Below are 20,170 nucleotides of genomic sequence, written 5' to 3'. Positions count from 1 at the left end.
ACGACGCCACCACTCCTCCCAAGTTTGCGCGATGTCGGGCAAATGGGTGCCACAGGAATTTTTATTGCGCAATCTGAAATTTTTTTGCAGCATGAGGCCTGGTGAGGAAACAGCCTATGGTCGTCAAGGTCGAAAGCGGGAAGCGCGGCACGCCCAGCCGGCGCGTGCGGCTCGAAGACGTCGCCGCGCGCTGTGGCGTATCCGTCAGCACGGCGTCGCGGGCGCTTGCTGGCGGCAAGGGCGTGCGCGGCGACCTTCGGTCGACGATCATCGAAACCGCCAGGAAGTTGAACTACACGATCCCCACGTCGATCGCCGGCCGCAAGGTGATCCTCGCCGCAAGCAACGCTGCGAGGATCGACTATGGCCGCAACCAGTTCACCTTCTATGTGCTCGACGGACTGAACGAGCGCGCAAAAACTCTCGGTGTCGAGTTGGTGTCGCGCTCGATCGCCGACGCCGGTGAGCAGATCGCGCTGCTCAATGAGGCCAGGCAAGACAAGAGCGTCGTCGGTTGCCTGTTTCTGACGCTTGACGACGAGGCGGTGCTGACGCTGACCGGCGGTTTCGGCAAGCCGATCGTGCTCATAAACGGCGACGACCCGGCGATGCACTATTCGAGCCTGACGCCATGCAACCGCTCGGCGGCGCATCTCGCGACGCAGCACCTGCTCGACCTCGGCCACCGGCGCATCCTGTTCCTGATGCGACGCGGGCGGCGCACGATCGAGCGTCGCTTCGAGGGCTGGCAGGATGCACTGCGAGAGTGCGGCCTGGCGGCCGGCGACCTGGCCGTGGAGGTGGCGGATTGGCTGCCGGACCTTGCGGCGGAAGCGATTGCGCGGCGCATCGAGGCGCGTGGCCTCGATTTCACAGCCGTGCTCGCCGCGGGCGACAGTCTCGCTATCGGCGCGATGATGGCGATCCGGAAGTCGGGTTACGAGGTGCCTGCCGACGTGTCGGTCATGGGCATGGATGACCTTCCGCAGGCAGCTTTCCAAAACCCGCCCCTCACGACGATGCATATTCCGATGCGCGAGATCGGCGCGGCGTCGCTCGACCTCCTGCTCGCCGATCTCGGCGGGGACCTGCCGCCGCGCCGTATCGAATTCGCCTGCCATATCGTGCAACGCCAGTCGACCGGCCCGGTTCGCGCCTGAGACGTATGGTTCACACCGCTGTCCGGGCCAGGCCATCGCTACATCGGTGTGGCCACGTTCGAACCGTCTTCGAAGCGTCCGTAACCTCCGCCGAAGAAAAGCAGAGGTTCGCCGTCTCGCAAGGTCGCGGCGGTTACGCGGGCAACGACGATCAAATGGTCGCCGCCCTCATGCCCGGAGATCCGCACGCATTCGAACCGCGACAGACAGTCACCCAGCAGCGGCACGCCGGCATCGTTCAGATCGTGCGGGAGGCCGTCGAAGGCTTGACCGGCGCGAGCGAAGCGCTGGCTCAGCTCGATCTGCTCCGCGCCCAAGACATGAACCGCGAAATGCTCGCAACCAGCGAAGGCGGCAAAGCGCCTCGAATGCCGCCGATCGACCAGAGCACGATCGGCGGGTCGAGGGACACCGATGCAAAGCTGTTCGCGGTGATGCCGACGGGACCATCAGGCGTCATCGTGGTGACGACGGTGATACCGGTCGCAAACCGGCCGAGCGCGTCGCGGAACTCGCGCTTGCGGTCGGGGCCGGGCACGAAGCTTTTCATCGGTTGCTGCTCGGGGTTGAGGAAGTGGTACATCAGGCGCCCTCCTGGCCAAGGGCTGCGGTGGAAGCTTCAATCTCGTTGACGCGCCTTCGCAGCATCATCATCGCCGCTCCCCGGTTCCGAGCGGAGTCGCCCGGGTGATTTCCGGCACCCGGCTATAGACATGCGGCAGCGAGCAGGTGTTGATGTTCGGCAGCACGCGCTTGCCGAAGGACAGGGCCTCGTCGAGATGCGGATAGCCGGAGAAGATGAAGGCGCGGATGCCCATTTTCCGGTATTCCTCGATCTCGCACATGACTTGATCGGTCGAGCCGACGATCGCGGCGCCGCAACCGGAGCGTGCGCGGCCAACGCCGGTCCACAGATGCCGCTCGACATAGCCTTGTGCGTCGGCGCCGGCGCGGTTCTTTGCCTGGTGCGCGACGCCCAGGGATGTCGCGTCCAGTGCGCGGCCGCGGATAACGCTGCCCTGCTCGTCATCGAGTTTCGAAATCAGTTCCTCGGCATATTCGCGGGCTTCGGCTTCGGTGTCGCGCACAATCACGTGGACGCGCAGGCCATAATCCAATGTGCGGCCATGGGCGGCTGCACGCTCGTGAACATCACGCATGCGGTGCGCCAACACGTCCTTCGCCTCCGGCCACATCAGATACACGTCACACTGTGCGCCGCAGAGTTCGAGCGCGTCGGGCGAATAGCCGCCGAAATAGAGTAGCGGCCCGCCATTCTGTTGGTAGGGCTTTGCGGGGTCGGCGGTTACTTTCCCGAATTGGTAGACCTCGCCCTGATGGTTGATTTCATCGCGCGTCCAGGCCTGACGCAGGATCTCGATGACCTCGCGCGAACGCTGATAGCGGAAGCGGCTGTCGGCGAGTTCGCCGGGAAAGTCGGAAGAGATGACGTTTACAGTCAATCTGCCCTTCAGCATGTGGTCGAGCGTTGCGAGCGTGCGCGCCAGCATGATCGGTTGCATTTCGCCGCAACGCACCGCCGCGAGAAGGTTGATCGAATGGGTTATCGGAGCGCAGCCCGCCACGAAGGACAGAGTATCCTGGCCGACCTGATAGGACGAGGGGCACAGGATATTGCGAAAGCCCAGTCCTTCGGCTGTCTTGACGATATCGGAGCAGTGCTCCCAACTCGACCGCAGCGCGCCATCCGGTACGCTGAGATAGCGGAAATCATCGGAGCACAAAGCGGAAAACCACGACACTTCAGCAGCATCGAGATCTGCGGACGTCACCGGAACGACCGTCAATGTCGGCACTCCTCGTTGTCAGAGACTGGATTTCCCTGTTGCATATCATTCGTGTTTGTGTAGATCAATAGTGTATCAATTTTGCGTTGGAGACAATGTGACAACGTCCAGAAACGCCTATGCGCTTCCGATGCATCAGCAGGTCAGCGAAATGCTGATTCGCGAGATCGCGGCCGGGCGGATGATTGAGGGCGAAAAGCTTCCGCCGGAGCGCGACATGGCTGCGGGGCTCGGAATAGCGGTCGGTACTTTGCGCAAGGCACTCGGCGATCTCGAGCGCAAGGGCTTGCTCAGTCGCATCCAGGGTTCCGGCAACTACGTACGTTCGCAACCTGACGTGGCCAGTGTCTATTCCATGTTCCGGCTGGAACTCCTGGAGGGAGGCGGGCTGCCGACGGCGCACGTTCTGTCAGTCGATCGGCTGGCGAAACCGATGGACCTGCCGGTGTTCGGGTCGAGCAGCGAGGCCCATAGAATAAGGCGGCTGCGGAGCCTCAGCGGCAAGCCGGCGGCGCTGGAGGAGATCTGGCTCGACGGTGCCCGTGTGGAGACGGTTGCTATCGAAGAACTGTCGGATTCGCTCTATCTCTACTACCGCAAGGCGCTCGGCTTCTGGATCTTGCGTGCAGAGGACCGCGTCGGGGTCGGCCAGGTGCCGGGATGGGCGCTGCCAGAATTCGGCCTCGCGCCGGGCGCTGCCGCCGGCTTCATCGAGCGTACCGGCTGGATGCAGGACGGCGCCAGCGCGGAGTTTTCCAGGACCTGGTTTGATCATGGCGTCGCGCGCTATGTCGCGCGGCTGCGATAGGGAACGGATATGGCGAAGCACATTTCCTACGGCATCATCGGCTGCGGCATGATGGGGCAGGAGCATCTTCGCAATATCGCGCTGCTGCCCGATGTCGGGGTCGCGGCGATCTTCGAGCCCGACGCGATGATGCGCGCACGCGCGGCAGTCCTCGCCCCGCAAGCGTCGATCGCCGGCTCGGTCGCGGAGGTGGCGGCCGATCCGCGCGTCGACTGCTTGCTCATCGCCAGTCCGAACTATGTGCATTTCGCGCAGCTTAGGGAAGTCGCTGCTATCCGTGCGCTGCCCATCCTGGTCGAGAAGCCGCTTTTCACCGATCCGGTCGACGCAGCCGCGGTGAAGGCGTTCGCCGCGACCTATACCGCACCAGTCTGGGTCGCGATGGAATACCGCTATATGCCGCCGGTCGCTCGATTCATCGAGCAGGCGCAGAACGCCACCGGCGGCATCCGGATGCTGACAATCCGCGAACATCGCTACCCGTTCCTGGACAAGGTGGCCCACTGGAACCGCTTCAACCGTCGATCGGGAGGCACGTTCGTCGAAAAATGCTGCCATTTCTTCGATCTCATGCGGCTAATCCTGAAATCGGAACCGGTAAGAATCATGGCGTCGGCCGGACAGGAAGTGAACCATCTCGACGAAAATTATGATGGCGAAACACCCGATATCTGGGATTGCGGCTACGTGCTGGTCGATTTCGCCAGCGGCGCGCGCGCCATGCTGGAACTGTGCATGTATGCAGAGGGCAGCCGCTATCAGGAGGAGATCAGCGCCGTCGGTGCGCGAGGTAAAGTCGAATGCCTGGTGCCGGGTCCCGGCCGCTTCTGGCCAGCCCATCTCGGCGCGGCGCCGACGCCGCAGTTGATCGTCAGCCCACGCTTTGCGCAGGGACCGTACACCGTCGAGATCCCGGTCGACCCGCAATTGTTGACGGCCGGCGATCACAACGGCTCGACGTTCTATCAGCATCAGAGGTTCTGCGCCGCCCTGCGAGGCGAAGGGCCGGTCGAGGTGACGCTGGATGATGGCTGGAAAGCTGTCGCCATGGGTATGGCCGCACAATTGTCGGCAAACCAGGGCACGGCCATTTCCAACCCACTCGATGCCTGCGAGAGCGCAAGATCCACGGCGTGAGCCGCCTAGTGGGATCAGTCAACCCTTGCCTCCGATTGCCGCTATGGTTCTGACCAGCCTGTCCGCGACACAGGTCGATGCTCCAGCCGCCATGAGCATCTGCGGCAGGATCAACCATTCCAGCGTCCAGGCTGCACCGGAGCGCTCTTGCTCATGGATCAGCGCATGATGCATTCCCGACAATTGGACCGCGTTGTAGCGGGCAAGCGTCACCAGCATCTCGGCGTCGACGGGATTGCGCTTGTGCGCCATGGCGGACGACGAACCGCCGCCCGCCCTTTGCAGCTCGTCGCCTGCCTGCGCCATCAGCGCAATGTCCTGCCCCAACTTGCCGAGGCCGCCCGTCACAAGCGACAGCCAGTTGGCCAGCTCAGCGATGCGGTCGCGCTGGCTGTGCCATTGCGGCGCGTCGCCGAGGCTTAGCTGCCGGGCCAGCGCGGCACGGACGGCGGCGCCCTTGTCTGCAAACTTCTCGAGTGTCCCGGCGGTGCCGCCGAACTGGACGACGAGAACCGATCCCCGCACCGATTGAAGCCGCTCATGGTGGCGCACGAGCGGTTCGCGCCAGCTTGCGACGCGGTCGGCTACGGAAATCGGAATTGCTGCCTGCATGCGGGTTCGGGCCATCAGCGTGCGATCGCCAAACCGATGGCCGAGATCGGCGAAGGCGACCACCAGAGCCGAAAGCCGTTCTTCCAACAGGTCGATACAGGCGCGAATTCTCAGGATCATCACCGTGTCGATCACGTCCTGGCTGGTCGCACCGAAATGCACATGCTGCGAATGCGGCTCTCCGACAGCATGCCTGATCTGCCGCACGAGCTCCGGCACCATGACGCCGTCGCGCGCCGTTGCGTCTCTCAGGGCCTGGATTTCCGGCCGGAAGTTGTCGAGGACGCGCCCGATGACGCTTGCTGCAGCCGCCGGGATGATGCCGAGCGCAGCTTCTGCGTCGGCGAGCGCCTTCTCGAATTGCAGCATCGTCGCAAGTTCGGCCTCGACGCCGAGCAGCGTCGCCATCTTCTCATCGCCGAGAAGCCCGGACAGGAGGGGATTGTCGAATGCTGCGATCATATGTCGAAGAAGACCGTCTCGTTGATGCCCTGGAGATGAATGTCGAACTTGTAGATGTCGCCATCGCGCGGCGCGACCAGCGTTGACACGCGCTCTTTCTGCTCAATGCGCATCAGGACGGGATCCTCGGCGTTGGCGGTTTCCTCATCGCCGAAATACATGCGGGTGTGAAGGCCAATGTTGATTCCACGCGCGACGATCCAGACCGTCAAATGCGGCGCCATCTTGCGGCCGTCAAAAAACGGCACGCGACCGGGTTTGATGGTTTCGAACAGGCATTCGCCCGTCGTCATGTCGGTGGGCAGCCGGCCCCAGCCGGTAAAGTTCGGGTCGGCGGAGCCGCGCAGATCCGAGGGCGAATTGTAGATGCCGGCGGCGTCCGCCTGCCAGATCTCCACAAGTGCGTCGTTCAGCGGCGAGCCGGCGCCGTCGATCACCCGGATATTGACCCTGATGCGTTCGCCCCTGGTCTTGTCGTTGACCATCGCGGTGCCAAGGTCGCGTTCATAGACGCCCGAGATACCGGCAAAGTTGGGCGTCAGCCCGATATGGACATAGGGTCCCGCGGTCTGCGAGGCGCTTTCCTTCAGCCGGCCGAGAGCCTGGACCATCAGTTGCCCTCGATGCGGTTTTCGAACAGCGTCGAGCGGCGGCCGCGCAGTACAATGTCGAATTTGTATGCCCGCGCATCCATCGGTATCGTTGCCTCCATGTCGAGTGCGGCGGTGAGGCCTTCAATAGCGCGGCGGTCGTTGATGGTCCGCACGATCGGGCACCTCCAGATCATCGGGTCGCCCTCGAAATACATCTGGGTGATCAGGCGCTGCGCGAAGCCGTGCCCGAAGATCGAGAAATGGATGTGCGCTGGACGCCAGTCGTTGGGTCCGTTGGGCCAGGGATATGGCCCCGGCTGGATCGTGCGGAAACAATAGGAGCCATCCTCGCCGGTGATGGTGCGGCCGCAGCCGCCGAAGTTCGGATCGAGCGGCGCGCGATAAGTCTCCTTCTTGTGTCGATAGCGTCCGCCGGCGTTGGCCTGCCATACCTCCAGCAACGCACCGGCGACGCCGATGCCGCGTTCGTCGAGCAGGTGGCCATAGACGAGGATGCGCGGCCCGATCGCGCTTTCGCCCGGCCCGGCAAAATTGTGTATGAGGTCGTTGTCCAGTTCACCGAGAATGTTGTGGCCGAAGACCGGCCCGGTAAGCTCCGACAGCGTGTTGTCGAGGGAAAGAAGCGGCCGTTGCGGTGAGCGCAGCACGGAAGTCTTGTAGGCCGGCGTGAAGGCCGGTGGATGCCAGTTGCGGTCGCGCGGAAAGAAGGCGCCGATCTCCGGCGTGCGGTTGGCGGGAAAGCGCGACTTGGTCATGATTAGCCGGCTTGAGCGTCGATTTCGTCGAACGTCTTCCTGGCGATCTTCATCGCATGATTTGCCGCCGGTACCCCGGCATAGATTGCCACATGCAGCAGCGCCTCGCGTATGTCGTCGCGCGTCGCCCCGGTATTGACGCTGGCGCGGATATGCATCGCAACCTCTTCGTCCTGCTTCAGCGCGGCGAGCAGCGCGATTGTGATCATGGAACGCTCGCGCCTGGTGATGTTCGGCCGCGACCAGACGTGGCTCCATGCAGCCTCCGTGATCAGTTCCTGGAAAGGAATGTCGAATTCGGTCTTGGCCGCCTCTGCGCGGTCGACATGGGCGTCACCCAGCACCGAACGGCGCGTCGCCATCCCTTCGACGTATCGGTCGCCGTGTCGTGGCTTGCTCATTTGCGCTCTCTTGGCATGTCGTTCAGGAAGCCACGGACCAACCCGGCGAGCTTTTCCGGCTGCTCGACGCATGGGATGTGGCCCGCACCAGCGATGACCTCGAACCGTGCGGCGGGGATTGAGCGGGCCAGCGATTCCACCAGTTCAGGCGGCGTCGATCCGTCCTGATCGCCGACAATGCACAGTGTCGGCACTTTGATCGCTGCGGTCGTCGCGGTGAAATCGGCGTCGCGGATAGCCGCGCAGGCAGCAGCGTAGCCGGCCGGATCCTGGCGCGTCAGCATCGTTTTATAACCCGCCAGTTCCTCGCCGCGATTCTTATGGAAATCCGGCGTGAACCATTTTCGCATCACGTCGTCGGCAAAGCTGGCGATGCCCTCCGACAGGGTCGCGTTGATGCGCCCGTTCCACATCTCGGCCGTACCGATTTTCGCTGCCGTATCGCAAAGGATCAATCCCTCGATCAAATCCGGCCGCGTCTTGTAAAGGCATTGCGCAATGACGCCGCCGATCGAAAGCCCGCAGATCACCGCGCGCTTTACGCCAAGATGGTCGAGCAGCCCTGCAAGGTCCGTCGCATGGGTCTCGATTGTTTGCGGCGCGCCACCCAGTTCGCTCAGGCCGTGTCCGCGCTTGTCGAACGCAACGGATGTACAGTCGTCGGCCAGCCTTCGCTCGACCTCGTTCCAGATGCGCATATCCGTGCCGAGCGAGTTGGCGAAGACGACCGTCGGCCTGCCAGTTTCGGGACGATGCCGGTAGTGGATCGTCGCGCCATTGATGTGAGCAAAGTTCATACTTGTCATAGCTTTGGCATTCCTTTGGGCCGCATCAGCCGTTTTTGCGCGGCGATGCGGAATGGTGCGTTCGGCGCACCATAGCCTGCATACGCGCCGCGCCGTTCAACGAACTCGATGATGAATCCCTCTCCGAATGTCGGCGCATAGAGCTGAAAAAATTCGCCGTTGTCGTCGCGGTCATAAAGGATGTTGGCCGAGCGTAACCGATCGGCGACTTCCGGATCCAGACCGAAGCGCGCTTCTACGTCGTCGTAGTAGTTCATCGATATCTGAAGCGGTTCGAAGCCGTTGGCCTGCAGCTTCGCCGCCGTCGCAAAGATGTCATCCGTCGCGAGTGCCAGATGCTGGACGCCGGAACCAAAGGTTTCGGCGATGAAATGGCCGGCCAGGGTGCGGTGACTCTCGGCGCCGTTCAGCGTGAGGCGGAAGCGCTTGTCCAGACCTTCGATGACCTGGCTGCGCACGAGGCCGGCCGGATCGACGATGTCGACCATCGGGGTCTTGGTCGTCCTGAAGATCGAGACATAGAACAGCAGCCAGCTCGGCATCTCCTCCTGTGCCATGGTCTGCCCGACATGATCGATACGGGTGAGGCCGACGCCATTGCCGGAACTTGCCGACGTGACCGGCGTGAACTCTATGTCCCAGACCTTTGCCAGATCGGTCTTGGCATCGAGGAAGTAGATCAGTCCGCCGCCGACGCCGCGGATCGCCGGGATCGACAACTCGCCGGGCCCGACCCGCTGGTGAAAGATCTCCGCGCCCAGCGCCTCGGCGCGCGCCACCGTGGCGGCGGCGTCCTCGACCTTCAGGCCCATCGCGTATGCCGACGTGCCATGGACAACAAAGGAAGAATGGGCAAAGCCCTGCCGCTCGGTGTTGATGACGATATTGATCTCGCCCTGGCGGTAGAGCGTGACCTCCTTAGAGACGTGCCGACCGGCCTCGACAAAGCCGAGTATGCGCAACAGCGATCCAAGCTGTCCGGCGTCCTGGCGATCGGCCGCGAACTCGATGAACTCGACCCCTCCGACCCCGATGCGGTCGGGCATTGGCGGGATGGCCATGTCAAGTGCCGGTTCTTCACGCCGCACCTGGTCCATCAACCATACGAGCGAACGCCGTCCGTCGACGGAGATCGCCTTTGCCGACCCGCCACGGAACTGGTCGTTGAAAATCTCGAGCGACAGATAGCCGTCATAACCGGTTGCCGCGACCGCCTGCATGAACTGTCGCACCGGCAGATCGCCTTCGCCTGGCATGTTGCGGAAGTGCCGGCTCCAATAGAGCAAGTCCATGTCGATCAGCGGCGCGTCGGCGAGTTGGACAATGAAGATCTTGTCCGCGGGTATCGAACGGATGGAGCCGAGCTCAATCCTGCGGGCCAGCGTGTGGAAGGAATCGAGAACCAGCCCGACGTTCGGATGGTCGGTCCTGCGCACGATTTCCCAGGCATCGCGATGATCGTTGACGTGACGCCCCCAGGCCAATGCCTCGTAGCCGACGCGCAGACCGCGCCTGGCGGCGCGCTCGCCAAGCTCGCGAAAGTCCATGGCCGCCCGGTCGATCCCGCCAAGCGAGACCGGCGACACCGACGAGCATACCAGCATCAGATCGGTGCCGAGTTCCTGCATGACGTCGAACTTGCGCTCGGCACGATCGAAGGCGCGGTTGCGCTGCGGCTCCGGCAACCCCTCAAAATCCCTGAACGGCTGGAAGAGCGTTATGGTCAGACCTGTGTCACCAGCCATTCGGCCGACGTCGCGCGGCGAACCGTCAAAGGCGAGGAAATCGTTCTCGAAGATTTCGACACCGTCGAAGCCCGCGGCGGAAATTGCCGCGAATTTCTCCGCCAGGTCACCGGCGATCGACACCGTCGCGATCGACGTCTTCAAACGCGCCTCCTCCCCGGTTTGTCTTGAACGAACCAGTTCGTACATAACTAAGGCAACGCTGGCAGCACCGCAAGTTTCGGCCGCTCAGCGTTCTGCGGGAGCTTCGTCCTTCGCGACAAAACGCAACAGCATATCCACGCTGTTGCGTTTGAGCCGCTCGAGTTGTGCCGGCGCGCCGAAGTCGCGTCCGAAGATCATCGAAAAGGTGGTGCGATTGGAAACGTTGAAGAAGCACAGCGCGCTTACTTGCCAATGGAGTTCGATCGCGTCGAGTCCCGGCCGGAAGACCCCCTCTTCGACACCGCGTGAATAGATGCGAGAGATGTGGTCGATCGCCGTCACGTTCAGTTCGCGGATCGCATCCGATTGCTGGAGGTATTGGCCGTGATGGATATTCTCGATCATCACCATGCGGATGAATTCCTCGTGTCGGTGATGGTGGTCGAACGTGAACTCCACCAGGCGCGTCAGTGCCGCCACGGGGGGCAGACCTTCGATATCAAGTTGAGCCTCGCCCTCGCGCACCTGACCATACGCGTTCTCGAGCGCGCGCAGGTAGAGGCCTTCTTTATCGCCAAAATAGTAGTAGATCATGCGCTTGCTGAAGCGTGTGCGCGCCGCAATCTCGTCTATGCGCGCGCCCGACAAACCGTTCAGGGCAAACTCCTTGGAGGCGATCTCCAGGATGTTGCGGCGCGTGCCCTCAGGGTCCTGGATACGCGTCGTGCTCGCGTCCGGCTTCGGCTTTCGTTCTTTCTTGATAACGGCCATGCAGTTTGAGTTCCCGCCCCGGCGCAGCCGGCATTTGACTAAACTAACCAGTTAGTACATCATTCGCAAATCGCGACCGGCTCATTTACCGGCGCGTTTGGCGTGAACACAAGGGCGATCCAGGAATTGCCGCATTTGGGCAGGGAGGCGGCCCGCACAGGGAGGAATTTCGGGAGATGGGCGACAGCCTTGTCGACCTGCTTTGCCGTCTTGCCGACGAGCACAAGGGCGCCGTCAGCGGCCACAGCGAAAAGGTCGTGATCGGCCTTGTCGGACGCGGTATTCAGTCCTCGCGCACGCCCGGCATGCACGAGCGGGAAGCCCGGCGCCTCGGCATCGGCTATTCGTACCTTTTGCTCGATTTCGATCGGCTAGGATTTCCGGACGCGGCGATCGGCGACTTGATCGCGGCGGCGGAAATTGCCGGCTTTCACGGCCTCAACGTCACGCATCCGTTTAAACAGGCTGTCATTCCCGTCCTGGATGCGCTGTCGCCGGAAGCGCGCGCGATAGGCGCGGTGAATACGGTCGTCTTCGCTGGCGGACGCAAGGAAGGCCACAACACCGACAGCTGGGGTTTCGCTGAGAGTTTTCGCGAAGCGATGACAGGCGCATCGATGGGCAGTGTCGCGATGTTCGGCGCCGGCGGAGCGGGCGCCGCAGTCGCAAACGCGCTGATGCAAATGGGCGTTGGCCGGCTGTTCGTCCTCGACAGCCAACCCGGTCGCGCCTCGGATCTTGCGTCGCGCATGGGCGCCTTGTTCGGCGGTCGCGTCGAGACCTGGCCGGACCCGGCCGCAGCCGTGCGCATGGCAAACGGCATCGTCAACACGACGCCGGTGGGCATGGCGAAATACCCCGGAACACCGTTCGACACGGCTCTTCTGACAGCCGAAAAATGGGTCGCCGACATAATCTACTTTCCGACCGAAACAGAGTTGCTGGTGGCCGCCCGAACGATCGGCTGCAGAACGCTGCCGGGCATCGGCATGGCGATCTATCAGGCCGTCCGCGCGTTCGAACTCTTCACCGGGCGCAAGGCCGACCGCCGCGCCATGGCAGATCACTTCGAGGCCGCCGCATGAAGGCAATGACGTCTATAACCATATGAAGACCATAGGGAGGAAATCGACATGAAAGCTGAAATCAACCGACGCCTGTTCATGGTCGCCGCCGGCGCACTCGCCGCCGCGACCGCCGTTCCCGCCTTCGCGCAGGACAAGCCGAAGCTGCGTTTCTCGGCCGTGTTCTCGGAACAGGACATCCGGGCCGAGATGATGAAAATGTTCGCCGACGCCATCAAGGACGACTTTGCCTTCGAGGGTTATTACGGCGGCAACCTGTTCAAGCAGGGCACCGAACTTGTCGCCATCCAGCGCGGCAACCTCGAGATGGGCAACGTCGCCCCGCAGGACATCTCCAAGCAGATTCCGGCGTGGTCTATCGTCACCGCCGGCTACCTGTTCCGTGACGCCGCGCACGTGAAGGCGTTCTTTGCCAGCGATGCCGGTGCGGAGCTGAAGAGGATGACCGAGGACCAGCTCGGCGTGAGGGTGCTCGGCCCAACCTATTTCGGTCTGCGCCAGGTCGGTCTGAAGCCGGACAAGGAAATCAAGACTCCCGCCGACATGGCAGGCATCAAGCTGCGTATGCCGGGTGGCGACGCCTGGCAGTTCCTCGGCCAGGCGCTCGGTGCGAACCCTACGCCAATGGCCTACGCCGAGGTCTATACCGGCCTGCAGACAGGCGCAATCGACGGGCAGGACAATCCGTTGCCCAACGTCGAGAACATGAAGTTCTACGAGGTCATGTCGCAGATCGTGCTTACCTCGCACCTTGTCGGATTCGACCTTCTCAGCATCTCGAAAAAGGTGTGGGACGAGATGGGGGCCGAGAAGCAGGCAAAGGTCCAGGCCGCGGCGGACAAGGCGATCGACTTCTCGACAGAGAAACACCTGACGCGCGAGAAGGAACTCGTTGAAGCATTCAAGGGCAAGGGCCTGAAGATCTACGAACCCGATGTCGCAGCATTCCGCAAGCATGTGCAGGAGCAATATCTTGCCTCCGACCTGGCCAAGGAATGGCCTGCCGGGATGGTCGACAAGATCAACGCGCTTTGACGCGACGAACGCGCCGGCCGGTCCGCTTGCGACCGGCTGGCCGGTTTGGCCAGACGCCCGTCAGGGAGGCATCATGAACCCGGGATTGAGAAAGGTCGGCGGCTGGCTCTACCGGCGCGCCGAGAACGCCATCGCCATCGCAATCGGCGCCATGTTCGCCGCGTTTCTGCTGCAGGTTGCTTTTCGCTACCTTCTCAACTGGCCGACCGGCTGGAGCAACGAGCTCACCGTCGTACTCTGGATCTGGGTTGTGCTGTTCGGCGCAGCGTTCGTCGTTCGTGAAGAAGAGGAAATCCGTTTTGATCTCCTCTACGCCACAGTCGGTCCGGACATCAGGCGGGTAATGACGCTTGCCTTCGCAATCGCTCTCGTCGCGCTCTATGGCTGGTCCTTTCCGGCCGTCTTCAGCTACGTGACCTTCATGAAGGTCGAGAGCACCGCCTACCTCAAGATACGCTTCGACTGGCTGTTCTCGATCTATCTCGTCTTCGTGGTCGCCGTGATCGCCCGCTACCTATGGCTGGCGTGGCGTGCTCTGCGCGGCCAAGCACCGGCGGAATTTGACCCCACGAAAGCGAGCTCCGGCGTATGAATCTCGCGAGCCCCTTTTCGCTGTCAGTCGTTGCGATCACAGCGCTGGCCCTGCTTGGCCTGCCGATCGGTCACTCGATGATCGCCGGATCGATCCTCTATCTCTGGCTTGCAGGGCTCGACACGGGCACCTCAGCCGAGCAGCTCCTCAACGGGCTCTACACAAGCTATATCCTGCTTGCCGTACCGATGTTCATTCTCGCCGCGGAGTTGATGAACGCCGGGACCATGACCGACCGGCTGCTGCAATTCTGCAACGCCGTTGTCGGTCGTTTCCGCGGCGGCCTGGCGCAAGTCAACGTGCTGCAGTCGATCATCTTCGCCGGCATGTCCGGCTCGGCCATCGCCGACGCCGCGGGCACCGGCAAGATGATGCAGCAACTCATGACCAAGGATGGCAAGTACCCGGCGAGCTATGCCGCGGCGCTGACAGCCGTCACCTCCGTCATCGGCCCGATCATTCCTCCGTCGATTCCGCTGGTCATCTACGCGCTGATCTCGGATGCATCGATCGGCTACCTCTTCATCGCCGGTATCGTGCCGGGCCTTCTTCTCGCCCTGACGCAGATGATCATCGTCGCCATCGACGCGCGCCGGAAGAACTTTCCGGTCGAGAAGTCGGTGCCGCTCAGGGAATTGCCGGGGATAACCTTGCGCGCATTTCCGGCGCTGATGCTGCCGGTCGTCCTGCTGGTCGGCATAAGGGGCGGCGTGATGACCCCGACCGAGGCCGCGGCGGTCGCCGCCGGCTACGCGCTGCTCATCTCGGTCGCGATCTATCGCAGCGTGACGCCGGGCCAACTCTACCATGCGCTTCTCAACAGCGCCCGCACCACGGCCTCGATCGGCATGCTCATCGCCGGCGCCCTAGTGTTCAACTACGTTGTCACGGTCGAGAACATTCCGCAGTCCCTGTCGGTGATCCTGAAGTCCTGGGATCTTTCGCCGATGGGTTTCCTGATCCTGGTCAACATCCTGCTGCTGATCCTGGGCTGCGTGCTGGAAGGCACGACCATCCTGCTGGTAATCGTGCCGGTGCTGATTCCGACGGCGCAGGCGCTCGGTGTCGACATGGTGCATTTCGGCGTAATGGTCGTCGTCAACATCATGCTCGGGCTGGTCACCCCGCCCTACGGCTTGCTGCTGTTCATCATGACCCGCATCGCAGAGGTGCCGCTGCGCGACCTGGTGCACGACGTAATGCCGTTTCTCTACGCCATGATTGCCGCCCTGATGCTGATCACCTTCTTCCCATCGCTGGTGCTGTGGCTGCCGCGCCTGCTGGGCTATCAAGGATAGGACCATGACCAAGCCAATCTTCGTTCTCAACGGCCCCAATCTCAACCGGCTCGGCATGCGCGAGCCGGAGATCTATGGGCGGACGACGCTCGCAGAAATCGAGGCGATGTGCCGTGAAGCCGCCGGCGACCATCCGATCCGTTTTCACCAGTCGAACATTGAGGGCGAAATCGTCAACTGGGTGCATGAGGCGATCGACAAAGGCGCGGGCATTCTGATCAATCCCGCGGGTTTGAGTTTTATTTCGATCCCGGTGCTCGATGCGCTCAAGATGTTTCCGGGCCCGATCGTCGAACTGCATATCTCGAACATCCATCGCCGCGAGGAGATCTATCATCGGTCGCTGGTATCGAAGGTCGCCACCGGCGTGATCGCGGGGCTCGGCGCCGAGGGGTATCCGCTCGCGATCCGCTGGCTCATGGACCAGGTCGAACGATAGTGTATCGCCATGCCTGAACCCTGTATCATCGCTGTTGCGATCACCGGCTCGCTGCCGCGCAAGGAAGACAATCCTGCGGTGCCGATCAGCGTGGACGAACAGATCGAGTCGACCCAGGAAGCCTTTGAAGCAGGTGCGTCGCTGGTGCACATCCACGTGCGCAATGACGATCAGAGTTCATCGTCTGAACCAACGCGCTTCGCTGCCGTCCAGGCGGGGGTGCGTAGGCACTGCCCCGGCATGATCGTCCAGTTTTCGACCGGCGGGCGCGGTCGCGATCCTGCCGCGCGTGGCTCGGCACTTTATCTGAGGCCGGACATGGCCTCGCTCTCGACCGGTTCAGTCAACTTCCCATCCATGGTCTACGAGAACCATCCCGCCCTGATCGGTGATCTCGCAACCGCGATGAAGGAAAATGGCGTGCTGCCGGAGATCGAGATCTTCGACCTGTCGCACCTTCACACTGCCAGGCGGCTGACCGACGCGGGACTTTTGGGTGAGCGCCCGCACATCCAATTTGTCATGGGCGTGCAAAACGCACTGCCTGCGGAGGAGAGATTGCTCGATGTGCTCCTCAGGGAAGCGAAACTCCTGTTTCCACAATCCACCTGGACAGCGGCCGGAATAGGCCGCAACCAGACGATCGTAATGCAATGGGCGTTGGCGCGCGCAGCAGACGCAGTGCGCACCGGACTTGAGGATAATATCAGGATCACCAGGGAACGCCTGGCGCGCAGCAACGCCGAGCTCGTCGAACGCGCGGCGGCCTCAGTCGAGAAGTTTGGCCGGCGCGTGGCCACCGTCAACGAGGCGCGCCAAACACTTGGTCTGGCGTCAGGATCGTAATTCCTGGGCCGCAGCTTCGCGCCCCGCTGTCGGACCTGTTGCGCCTTGGCAACGTCCTCGTCGATCCTTCAAGCGTTGCGGCTTCGGCGGCAGGTGAGGGCGGAGCCACATCATGGATGGAAAAAACCGCCCCGGAATCTGGTCCGGCTGGACGGGGACTGGGAGGGCTGGATCGGATCGACTTCTTTCTCGATGGAGTCGGTTTCGACACACGGCTTGCAACGTTCACCCGCAATAGCCTGACGAGTGGGCTCTCACGGCTCGCCCAGCACATCGGCAGCCCAGGCCCGCTCAAACCTGGCTTCAGCCTCGTGCTGGACGTTTCGAACGCTGGCGATATCAGCGGCTTCGTATTCGCAGATCATGCGCAGCCGGTCGGATGACCAGTAGCTACGGATCCAGCGGACATCGTAGAGGTCGAGGCACGGCGCCATCCGCGCCTCCACCGCGTCGAGTTCTTGCTGGGTGAACGGGGCTTCAAAAGACCGCTCGATGATTATGCGAGGCATGGTGCTCTCCTGTTCGATGGCTCGTTCAAGTCTGAAGGCCCGGCGTGGGTGCGGCCGTTGGAACGCTGCGCGCCGGTTCGGCAGGATGGCGCAAAACTGCTCGCGCCCTCGCGCCGAAATCCTCAAGCTCGATCGATGCCCGGCAATCGTCGTCGATTTCCGCTGCCGAAGAACCGTTCGCGGCCGCGCTGAGCAGGGCCTTGGCAATGGCGATCTCGCAACGTCGGCGGATCTTGGAGGCGACTGTCAGTGCCTCGCTGGCGTGGAGTCGGACTTGCTCCATTCGGCCGGCACGACAGTAAAAACTCGCGGCGCTGTTGAGAGCGTAAGCCAGGTAAGACTTGTCGTCGGCGGCACGAAGCCGCGCCAAGGCGCTCTCCAGCGCCTCATCGGCTGCATCATCCGCCGTCATGACGGCAGCAAGCGCCTGCAGGGCATCGACGAAAGGCGTCTCCTCGCCAATCCGTGCGGCAACCGACCGCAGCTCCTCACAGCGGGCGTGCATGTCGGCATATCGTGCCATTTCGAAATGAAGCGTCGCCAGCCAGGTTAGGCATTTGTACTCGCGCCAGCGGTCTTCGCCTCGGCGCGCCAAGGCAAGAGCGCGAGCAAGATGAACGGCGGCTTGACCCTGCCGACCGTCCCATCGCTCCAGCAGCCCGCTGGCCCAATGCAGTTCGCACAACTCTGTACCGAGCGACTGCGCGATATCGCCGGCCTCCGCGATCAATTCGCGCGCGCGCGCGATTTCTGTCTCCAGCTCAAGCAGGCAGCGAGCCGTGTTGGCGAGCTGATGCGCCTGGATCTTGCGGTCAGCGTTGCGCCCTATCTCGGCCGCACGAAGCGTGCTGGCCTCGGCCCGCTCTATTTGTCCGGCCTGCTGATGGAGAATGGAAAGCAGATAGTGCCCTGTCGCCGCGGCAGCCTGCAGCCCTTGTTCCTCCGCTGCGTTGGTCGCGTCGGCGATCTCGTCTTCAATGGGCGGAAGTGATCGCAATCCGGGACCAGTCGCGGCAAGAACGCGGATCTTGAGCAGCGCAATCCGGGAAACCAGCTTCTCCGGCGCTTCCGGCAGCCGCGCGACATGCCGCAGCCCTCGCTCGGCCAGGCCGGCGGCCTCGGCATTGGCGAAGAGCCGAAGCGCCCGCTCGCCCGCGACGATGCAAGCTCGTGCTGCCATCTCGTCATCCTCGGCGAGCACGGCGTGATGAACGAGATCGGCCGCAGCATCACCGCCGCGCTCCGCCGCCGGTCGAAGCGCGCGCGCGATATGTCGATGCAACAGCTTGCGCCTGGGATGGGACAAGCTGCGGTAGGTGACTTGCCGGACGAGGTCGTGGGTGAAGTCATAGGCGTCGCCGCCTGCCGGCCGCACCAGCCCGCGCCGCTCAAGCTCCCCCAGTGCCATCAGAAGCCCGGCAGCATCAAACGGCCCCAAGCGCGCAAGATCCTGCGGCGTGAAGGTGCGGCCATGCGCTGCAGCCCAGACCAGGGTTTCGCGCACCTGGTCGGTCAGCCCAGCCAGTTGTCCTTCTATCAGGGCTTTCACGGTACGGCCGGGGCCGGGATCCCCGCGCAGGTGAGCGCGGGCAAGTTCAAGCGCAAACAGCGGATTGCCATCGCTCGCGGCGACGATTTGAGCTGCGTCGAGAGCCGGGTCGAGCCGCCGGACCAGCTCTGCCGTGTGCTCGGCGCTCAACGTATCGAGTTCGATCTCCGTCAGTCGGCCATCGCGGGCGAGTGAGCGCAGCACCCGCGATACTGCAATATTGTCTTCGACTTCTCCAGAACGTGCTGCGCAGGCGATGACCAGACCGGGGGCTGCCTCCGTCCGGCGAGCAACATAGTGAAGCAGCGACGCGGACGCATCGTCGAGCCACTGGACGTCGTCGAGGGCAATACCCACCGGCTCGTCGGCGGCGAGCCCGTAAAACACGTCGACAATGGCGTCGAACAGCTGAGTGCGATCCCCGACCCCGCCTTCGCCGCCTCCAAGCTCGGGGAGCAGCGGGCCGAGAACCGAAGGCAATCCATGGCGCGGTCGCTGCCGCTGGACCGAGCGCAGGAGATCGATCCAGATGCCATAGGATCGTGCCGTCTCGGCTTCGAATGCGCGCGCGCTGAAGGCGCGCCCGCCGGCAGCGGCCACCCGTTCGCTGAAATAGCCTAGCATGTGGCTCTTGCCGACGCCGGGCTCTCCAGTCACAAGGATGACATCCTGGCCGCTGTCGGCTGCCATCCCGACGAGGCGATCGATGGTTGTACGCTCGGCGTCGCGCCCAACCATGGGCCCGGAAGCCGCAGGCCGCGGGACGTCGTCCAGGGTTCGCCTGGCTGCACCGGAAGGGGCGGCTCGGGCACCTGCGATTGGGGTCGGTCGCAGCGCCTGCCTCGCCGCCTTCAGTTCCTCGCCTGGCGGCGCGCCAAGCTCGGCTTCGAATATGCGATGCGCCCGCTCGTAATGAACGAGCGCGTCGTTGGTCCGGCCCAACTTCCCAAGCAGCCGGACCACCGCAGCATGACCGGTTTCGGATAGCGGGTCGGCCGCAACCAATGCGTAGGCATAGGGCAGGGCATCCGTCGGGACGTCTTCCAGTCGCGCGACAAGCGCGGCGAGAACCCTGAACCGGAGCTGGCTCATCGCCTCCCGCTCCGCTATGCACCATTCCTGGTAGCGGTAACAGAGCGGCAGATCGAGCCCGTCGAGGAACTCGCCTCCAAACAGCGCCACAGTCTCGGTCAGCACCTCGGTGGTCGCGGCGGAGACTCTGCTTGCGGCAAGCGAGCGCACGACCGCATGGTCGACCAGCGCATCGCCAAGCTCGATGCCGACCCGCTCACGATCCGCCACGAGCCGAGCTCTGCTGCCTTCGCCGAGCAGCGCGCGGATCTTGCTGAGGCTCCAGCGCAACTCGGCGCGCGGATCGTCCGGTCCGTCCCAGAACAGATCGCAGAGCCGTTCACGCCGGTGCACCTGGCCGGTGGCAATGAGATAGCCAAGAAGCGCGCGCGTTTTGCGGGAGGCGGGTAAAGCAAGGGCCTTCCCGTCGGCGCCGACAAGCCGGAGCTCGCCGAGCAGACGTACCTGGAGAGGGATAGGACGTTGCATCGCTGGCCTGCCTGCTCTGCATCGAGATAATTCG

At 63.1% G+C, this 20,170-nt stretch carries 19 protein-coding genes and 1 pseudogene; 9 read left to right on the top strand and 11 right to left on the bottom strand.

Features of this window, described 5'->3' with window-relative positions; translation table 11 throughout:
• The first annotated feature begins 116 nt into the window (after positions 1-116).
• Positions 117-1,160, top strand: coding sequence for a LacI family DNA-binding transcriptional regulator (locus AC0L2Z_RS13845; RefSeq protein ID WP_473628329.1), 1,044 nt, complete (start codon positions 117-119; stop codon positions 1,158-1,160).
• 38 nt (positions 1,161-1,198) lie between these two features.
• Here AC0L2Z_RS13845 and AC0L2Z_RS13840 read toward each other — a convergent pair.
• Together AC0L2Z_RS13840 and AC0L2Z_RS13835 are read right to left on the bottom strand one after the other, a co-directional pair.
• Positions 1,199-1,743: pseudogene (locus AC0L2Z_RS13840) on the bottom strand (flavin reductase family protein).
• 67 nt (positions 1,744-1,810) lie between these two features.
• A complete protein-coding gene (locus AC0L2Z_RS13835) occupies positions 1,811-2,968 on the bottom strand; it encodes an LLM class flavin-dependent oxidoreductase (RefSeq protein WP_473628327.1) in 1,158 nt (385 codons plus the stop codon).
• Between the two features lie 130 nt (positions 2,969-3,098).
• Here AC0L2Z_RS13835 and AC0L2Z_RS13830 point away from each other — a divergent pair, with 130 nt between their 5' ends.
• Positions 3,099-3,776 carry a GntR family transcriptional regulator gene (locus tag AC0L2Z_RS13830; RefSeq protein ID WP_473628389.1) on the top strand — a complete coding sequence of 226 codons (678 nt, stop codon included), beginning with the start codon at positions 3,099-3,101 and terminating at the stop codon, positions 3,774-3,776.
• A 9-nt stretch (positions 3,777-3,785) separates the two neighbouring features.
• Positions 3,786-4,913, top strand: coding sequence for a Gfo/Idh/MocA family protein (locus tag AC0L2Z_RS13825; RefSeq protein WP_473628325.1), 1,128 nt, complete (start codon positions 3,786-3,788; stop codon positions 4,911-4,913).
• A gap of 18 nt (positions 4,914-4,931) precedes the next feature.
• Here AC0L2Z_RS13825 and AC0L2Z_RS13820 read toward each other — a convergent pair whose 3' ends face one another.
• The 7 genes from AC0L2Z_RS13820 to AC0L2Z_RS13790 form a co-directional block, all read right to left on the bottom strand.
• Positions 4,932-5,987 carry a 3-carboxy-cis,cis-muconate cycloisomerase gene (locus tag AC0L2Z_RS13820; RefSeq protein ID WP_473628323.1) on the bottom strand — a complete coding sequence of 352 codons (1,056 nt, stop codon included), beginning with the start codon at positions 5,985-5,987 and terminating at the stop codon, positions 4,932-4,934.
• Positions 5,984-6,598: a protocatechuate 3,4-dioxygenase subunit alpha gene (pcaG, locus tag AC0L2Z_RS13815; protein WP_128166355.1), complete on the bottom strand. Its 615-nt coding sequence runs from the start codon at positions 6,596-6,598 to the stop codon at positions 5,984-5,986. The genes AC0L2Z_RS13820 and pcaG overlap by 4 nt, the downstream gene beginning before the upstream one ends.
• Positions 6,598-7,356, bottom strand: a complete 759-nt coding sequence (gene pcaH / locus AC0L2Z_RS13810; protein WP_473628321.1) for a protocatechuate 3,4-dioxygenase subunit beta — start codon at positions 7,354-7,356, stop codon at positions 6,598-6,600. The genes pcaG and pcaH overlap by 1 nt, the downstream gene beginning before the upstream one ends.
• 2 nt (positions 7,357-7,358) lie before the next feature.
• Positions 7,359-7,757, bottom strand: coding sequence for a 4-carboxymuconolactone decarboxylase (gene pcaC / locus AC0L2Z_RS13805; protein ID WP_128166359.1), 399 nt, complete (start codon positions 7,755-7,757; stop codon positions 7,359-7,361).
• Positions 7,754-8,554, bottom strand: coding sequence for a 3-oxoadipate enol-lactonase (gene pcaD / locus AC0L2Z_RS13800; protein WP_473628387.1), 801 nt, complete (start codon positions 8,552-8,554; stop codon positions 7,754-7,756). Before pcaD ends, pcaC begins: the two co-directional genes overlap by 4 nt.
• 5 nt (positions 8,555-8,559) lie before the next feature.
• Positions 8,560-10,452, bottom strand: coding sequence for a bifunctional sugar phosphate isomerase/epimerase/4-hydroxyphenylpyruvate dioxygenase family protein (locus tag AC0L2Z_RS13795; protein ID WP_473628320.1), 1,893 nt, complete (start codon positions 10,450-10,452; stop codon positions 8,560-8,562).
• 84 nt (positions 10,453-10,536) lie between these two features.
• Positions 10,537-11,223 (bottom strand): TetR/AcrR family transcriptional regulator, encoded by a 687-nt coding sequence (locus AC0L2Z_RS13790; protein WP_473628318.1) that lies wholly within the window; start codon positions 11,221-11,223, stop codon positions 10,537-10,539.
• A gap of 176 nt (positions 11,224-11,399) precedes the next feature.
• Here AC0L2Z_RS13790 and AC0L2Z_RS13785 point away from each other — a divergent pair, with 176 nt between their 5' ends.
• From AC0L2Z_RS13785 to AC0L2Z_RS13760, 6 genes are all read left to right on the top strand, one after another.
• Positions 11,400-12,308: a shikimate dehydrogenase gene (locus tag AC0L2Z_RS13785; protein WP_473628317.1), complete on the top strand. Its 909-nt coding sequence runs from the start codon at positions 11,400-11,402 to the stop codon at positions 12,306-12,308.
• 48 nt (positions 12,309-12,356) lie between these two features.
• Entirely contained in the window at positions 12,357-13,343 is a 987-nt protein-coding gene (gene dctP, locus AC0L2Z_RS13780; RefSeq protein ID WP_473628315.1) for a TRAP transporter substrate-binding protein DctP, read from the top strand.
• A gap of 73 nt (positions 13,344-13,416) precedes the next feature.
• Entirely contained in the window at positions 13,417-13,935 is a 519-nt protein-coding gene (locus AC0L2Z_RS13775; protein WP_027151277.1) for a TRAP transporter small permease, read from the top strand.
• Positions 13,932-15,233: a TRAP transporter large permease gene (locus tag AC0L2Z_RS13770; RefSeq protein WP_473628312.1), complete on the top strand. Its 1,302-nt coding sequence runs from the start codon at positions 13,932-13,934 to the stop codon at positions 15,231-15,233. Before AC0L2Z_RS13775 ends, AC0L2Z_RS13770 begins: the two co-directional genes overlap by 4 nt.
• 4 nt (positions 15,234-15,237) lie before the next feature.
• Complete coding sequence (locus AC0L2Z_RS13765) at positions 15,238-15,672, top strand: type II 3-dehydroquinate dehydratase (protein ID WP_027151279.1); 435 nt, start codon at positions 15,238-15,240, stop codon at positions 15,670-15,672.
• A gap of 9 nt (positions 15,673-15,681) precedes the next feature.
• The gene (locus AC0L2Z_RS13760; protein WP_036261073.1) at positions 15,682-16,518 is read left to right on the top strand and encodes a 3-oxoadipate:acetyl-CoA acetyltransferase; all 837 of its coding nucleotides are present in this window, start codon (positions 15,682-15,684) and stop codon (positions 16,516-16,518) included.
• 254 nt (positions 16,519-16,772) lie between these two features.
• On the opposite strand, the gene AC0L2Z_RS13755 is transcribed toward AC0L2Z_RS13760, so the two are convergent.
• Together AC0L2Z_RS13755 and AC0L2Z_RS13750 are read right to left on the bottom strand one after the other, a co-directional pair.
• Complete coding sequence (locus AC0L2Z_RS13755; protein WP_473628310.1) at positions 16,773-17,027, bottom strand: nickel-binding protein; 255 nt, start codon at positions 17,025-17,027, stop codon at positions 16,773-16,775.
• Between the two features lie 25 nt (positions 17,028-17,052).
• Positions 17,053-20,136, bottom strand: a complete 3,084-nt coding sequence (locus tag AC0L2Z_RS13750; protein WP_473628308.1) for an ATP-binding protein — start codon at positions 20,134-20,136, stop codon at positions 17,053-17,055.
• Positions 20,137-20,170: the final 34 nt, after the last annotated feature.

The organism is Mesorhizobium sp. WSM4850 (assembly GCF_055811735.1).
The sequence above is the reverse complement of the archived record's forward strand: the minus strand, read 5'-3'. Positions and strand labels throughout refer to the sequence as shown.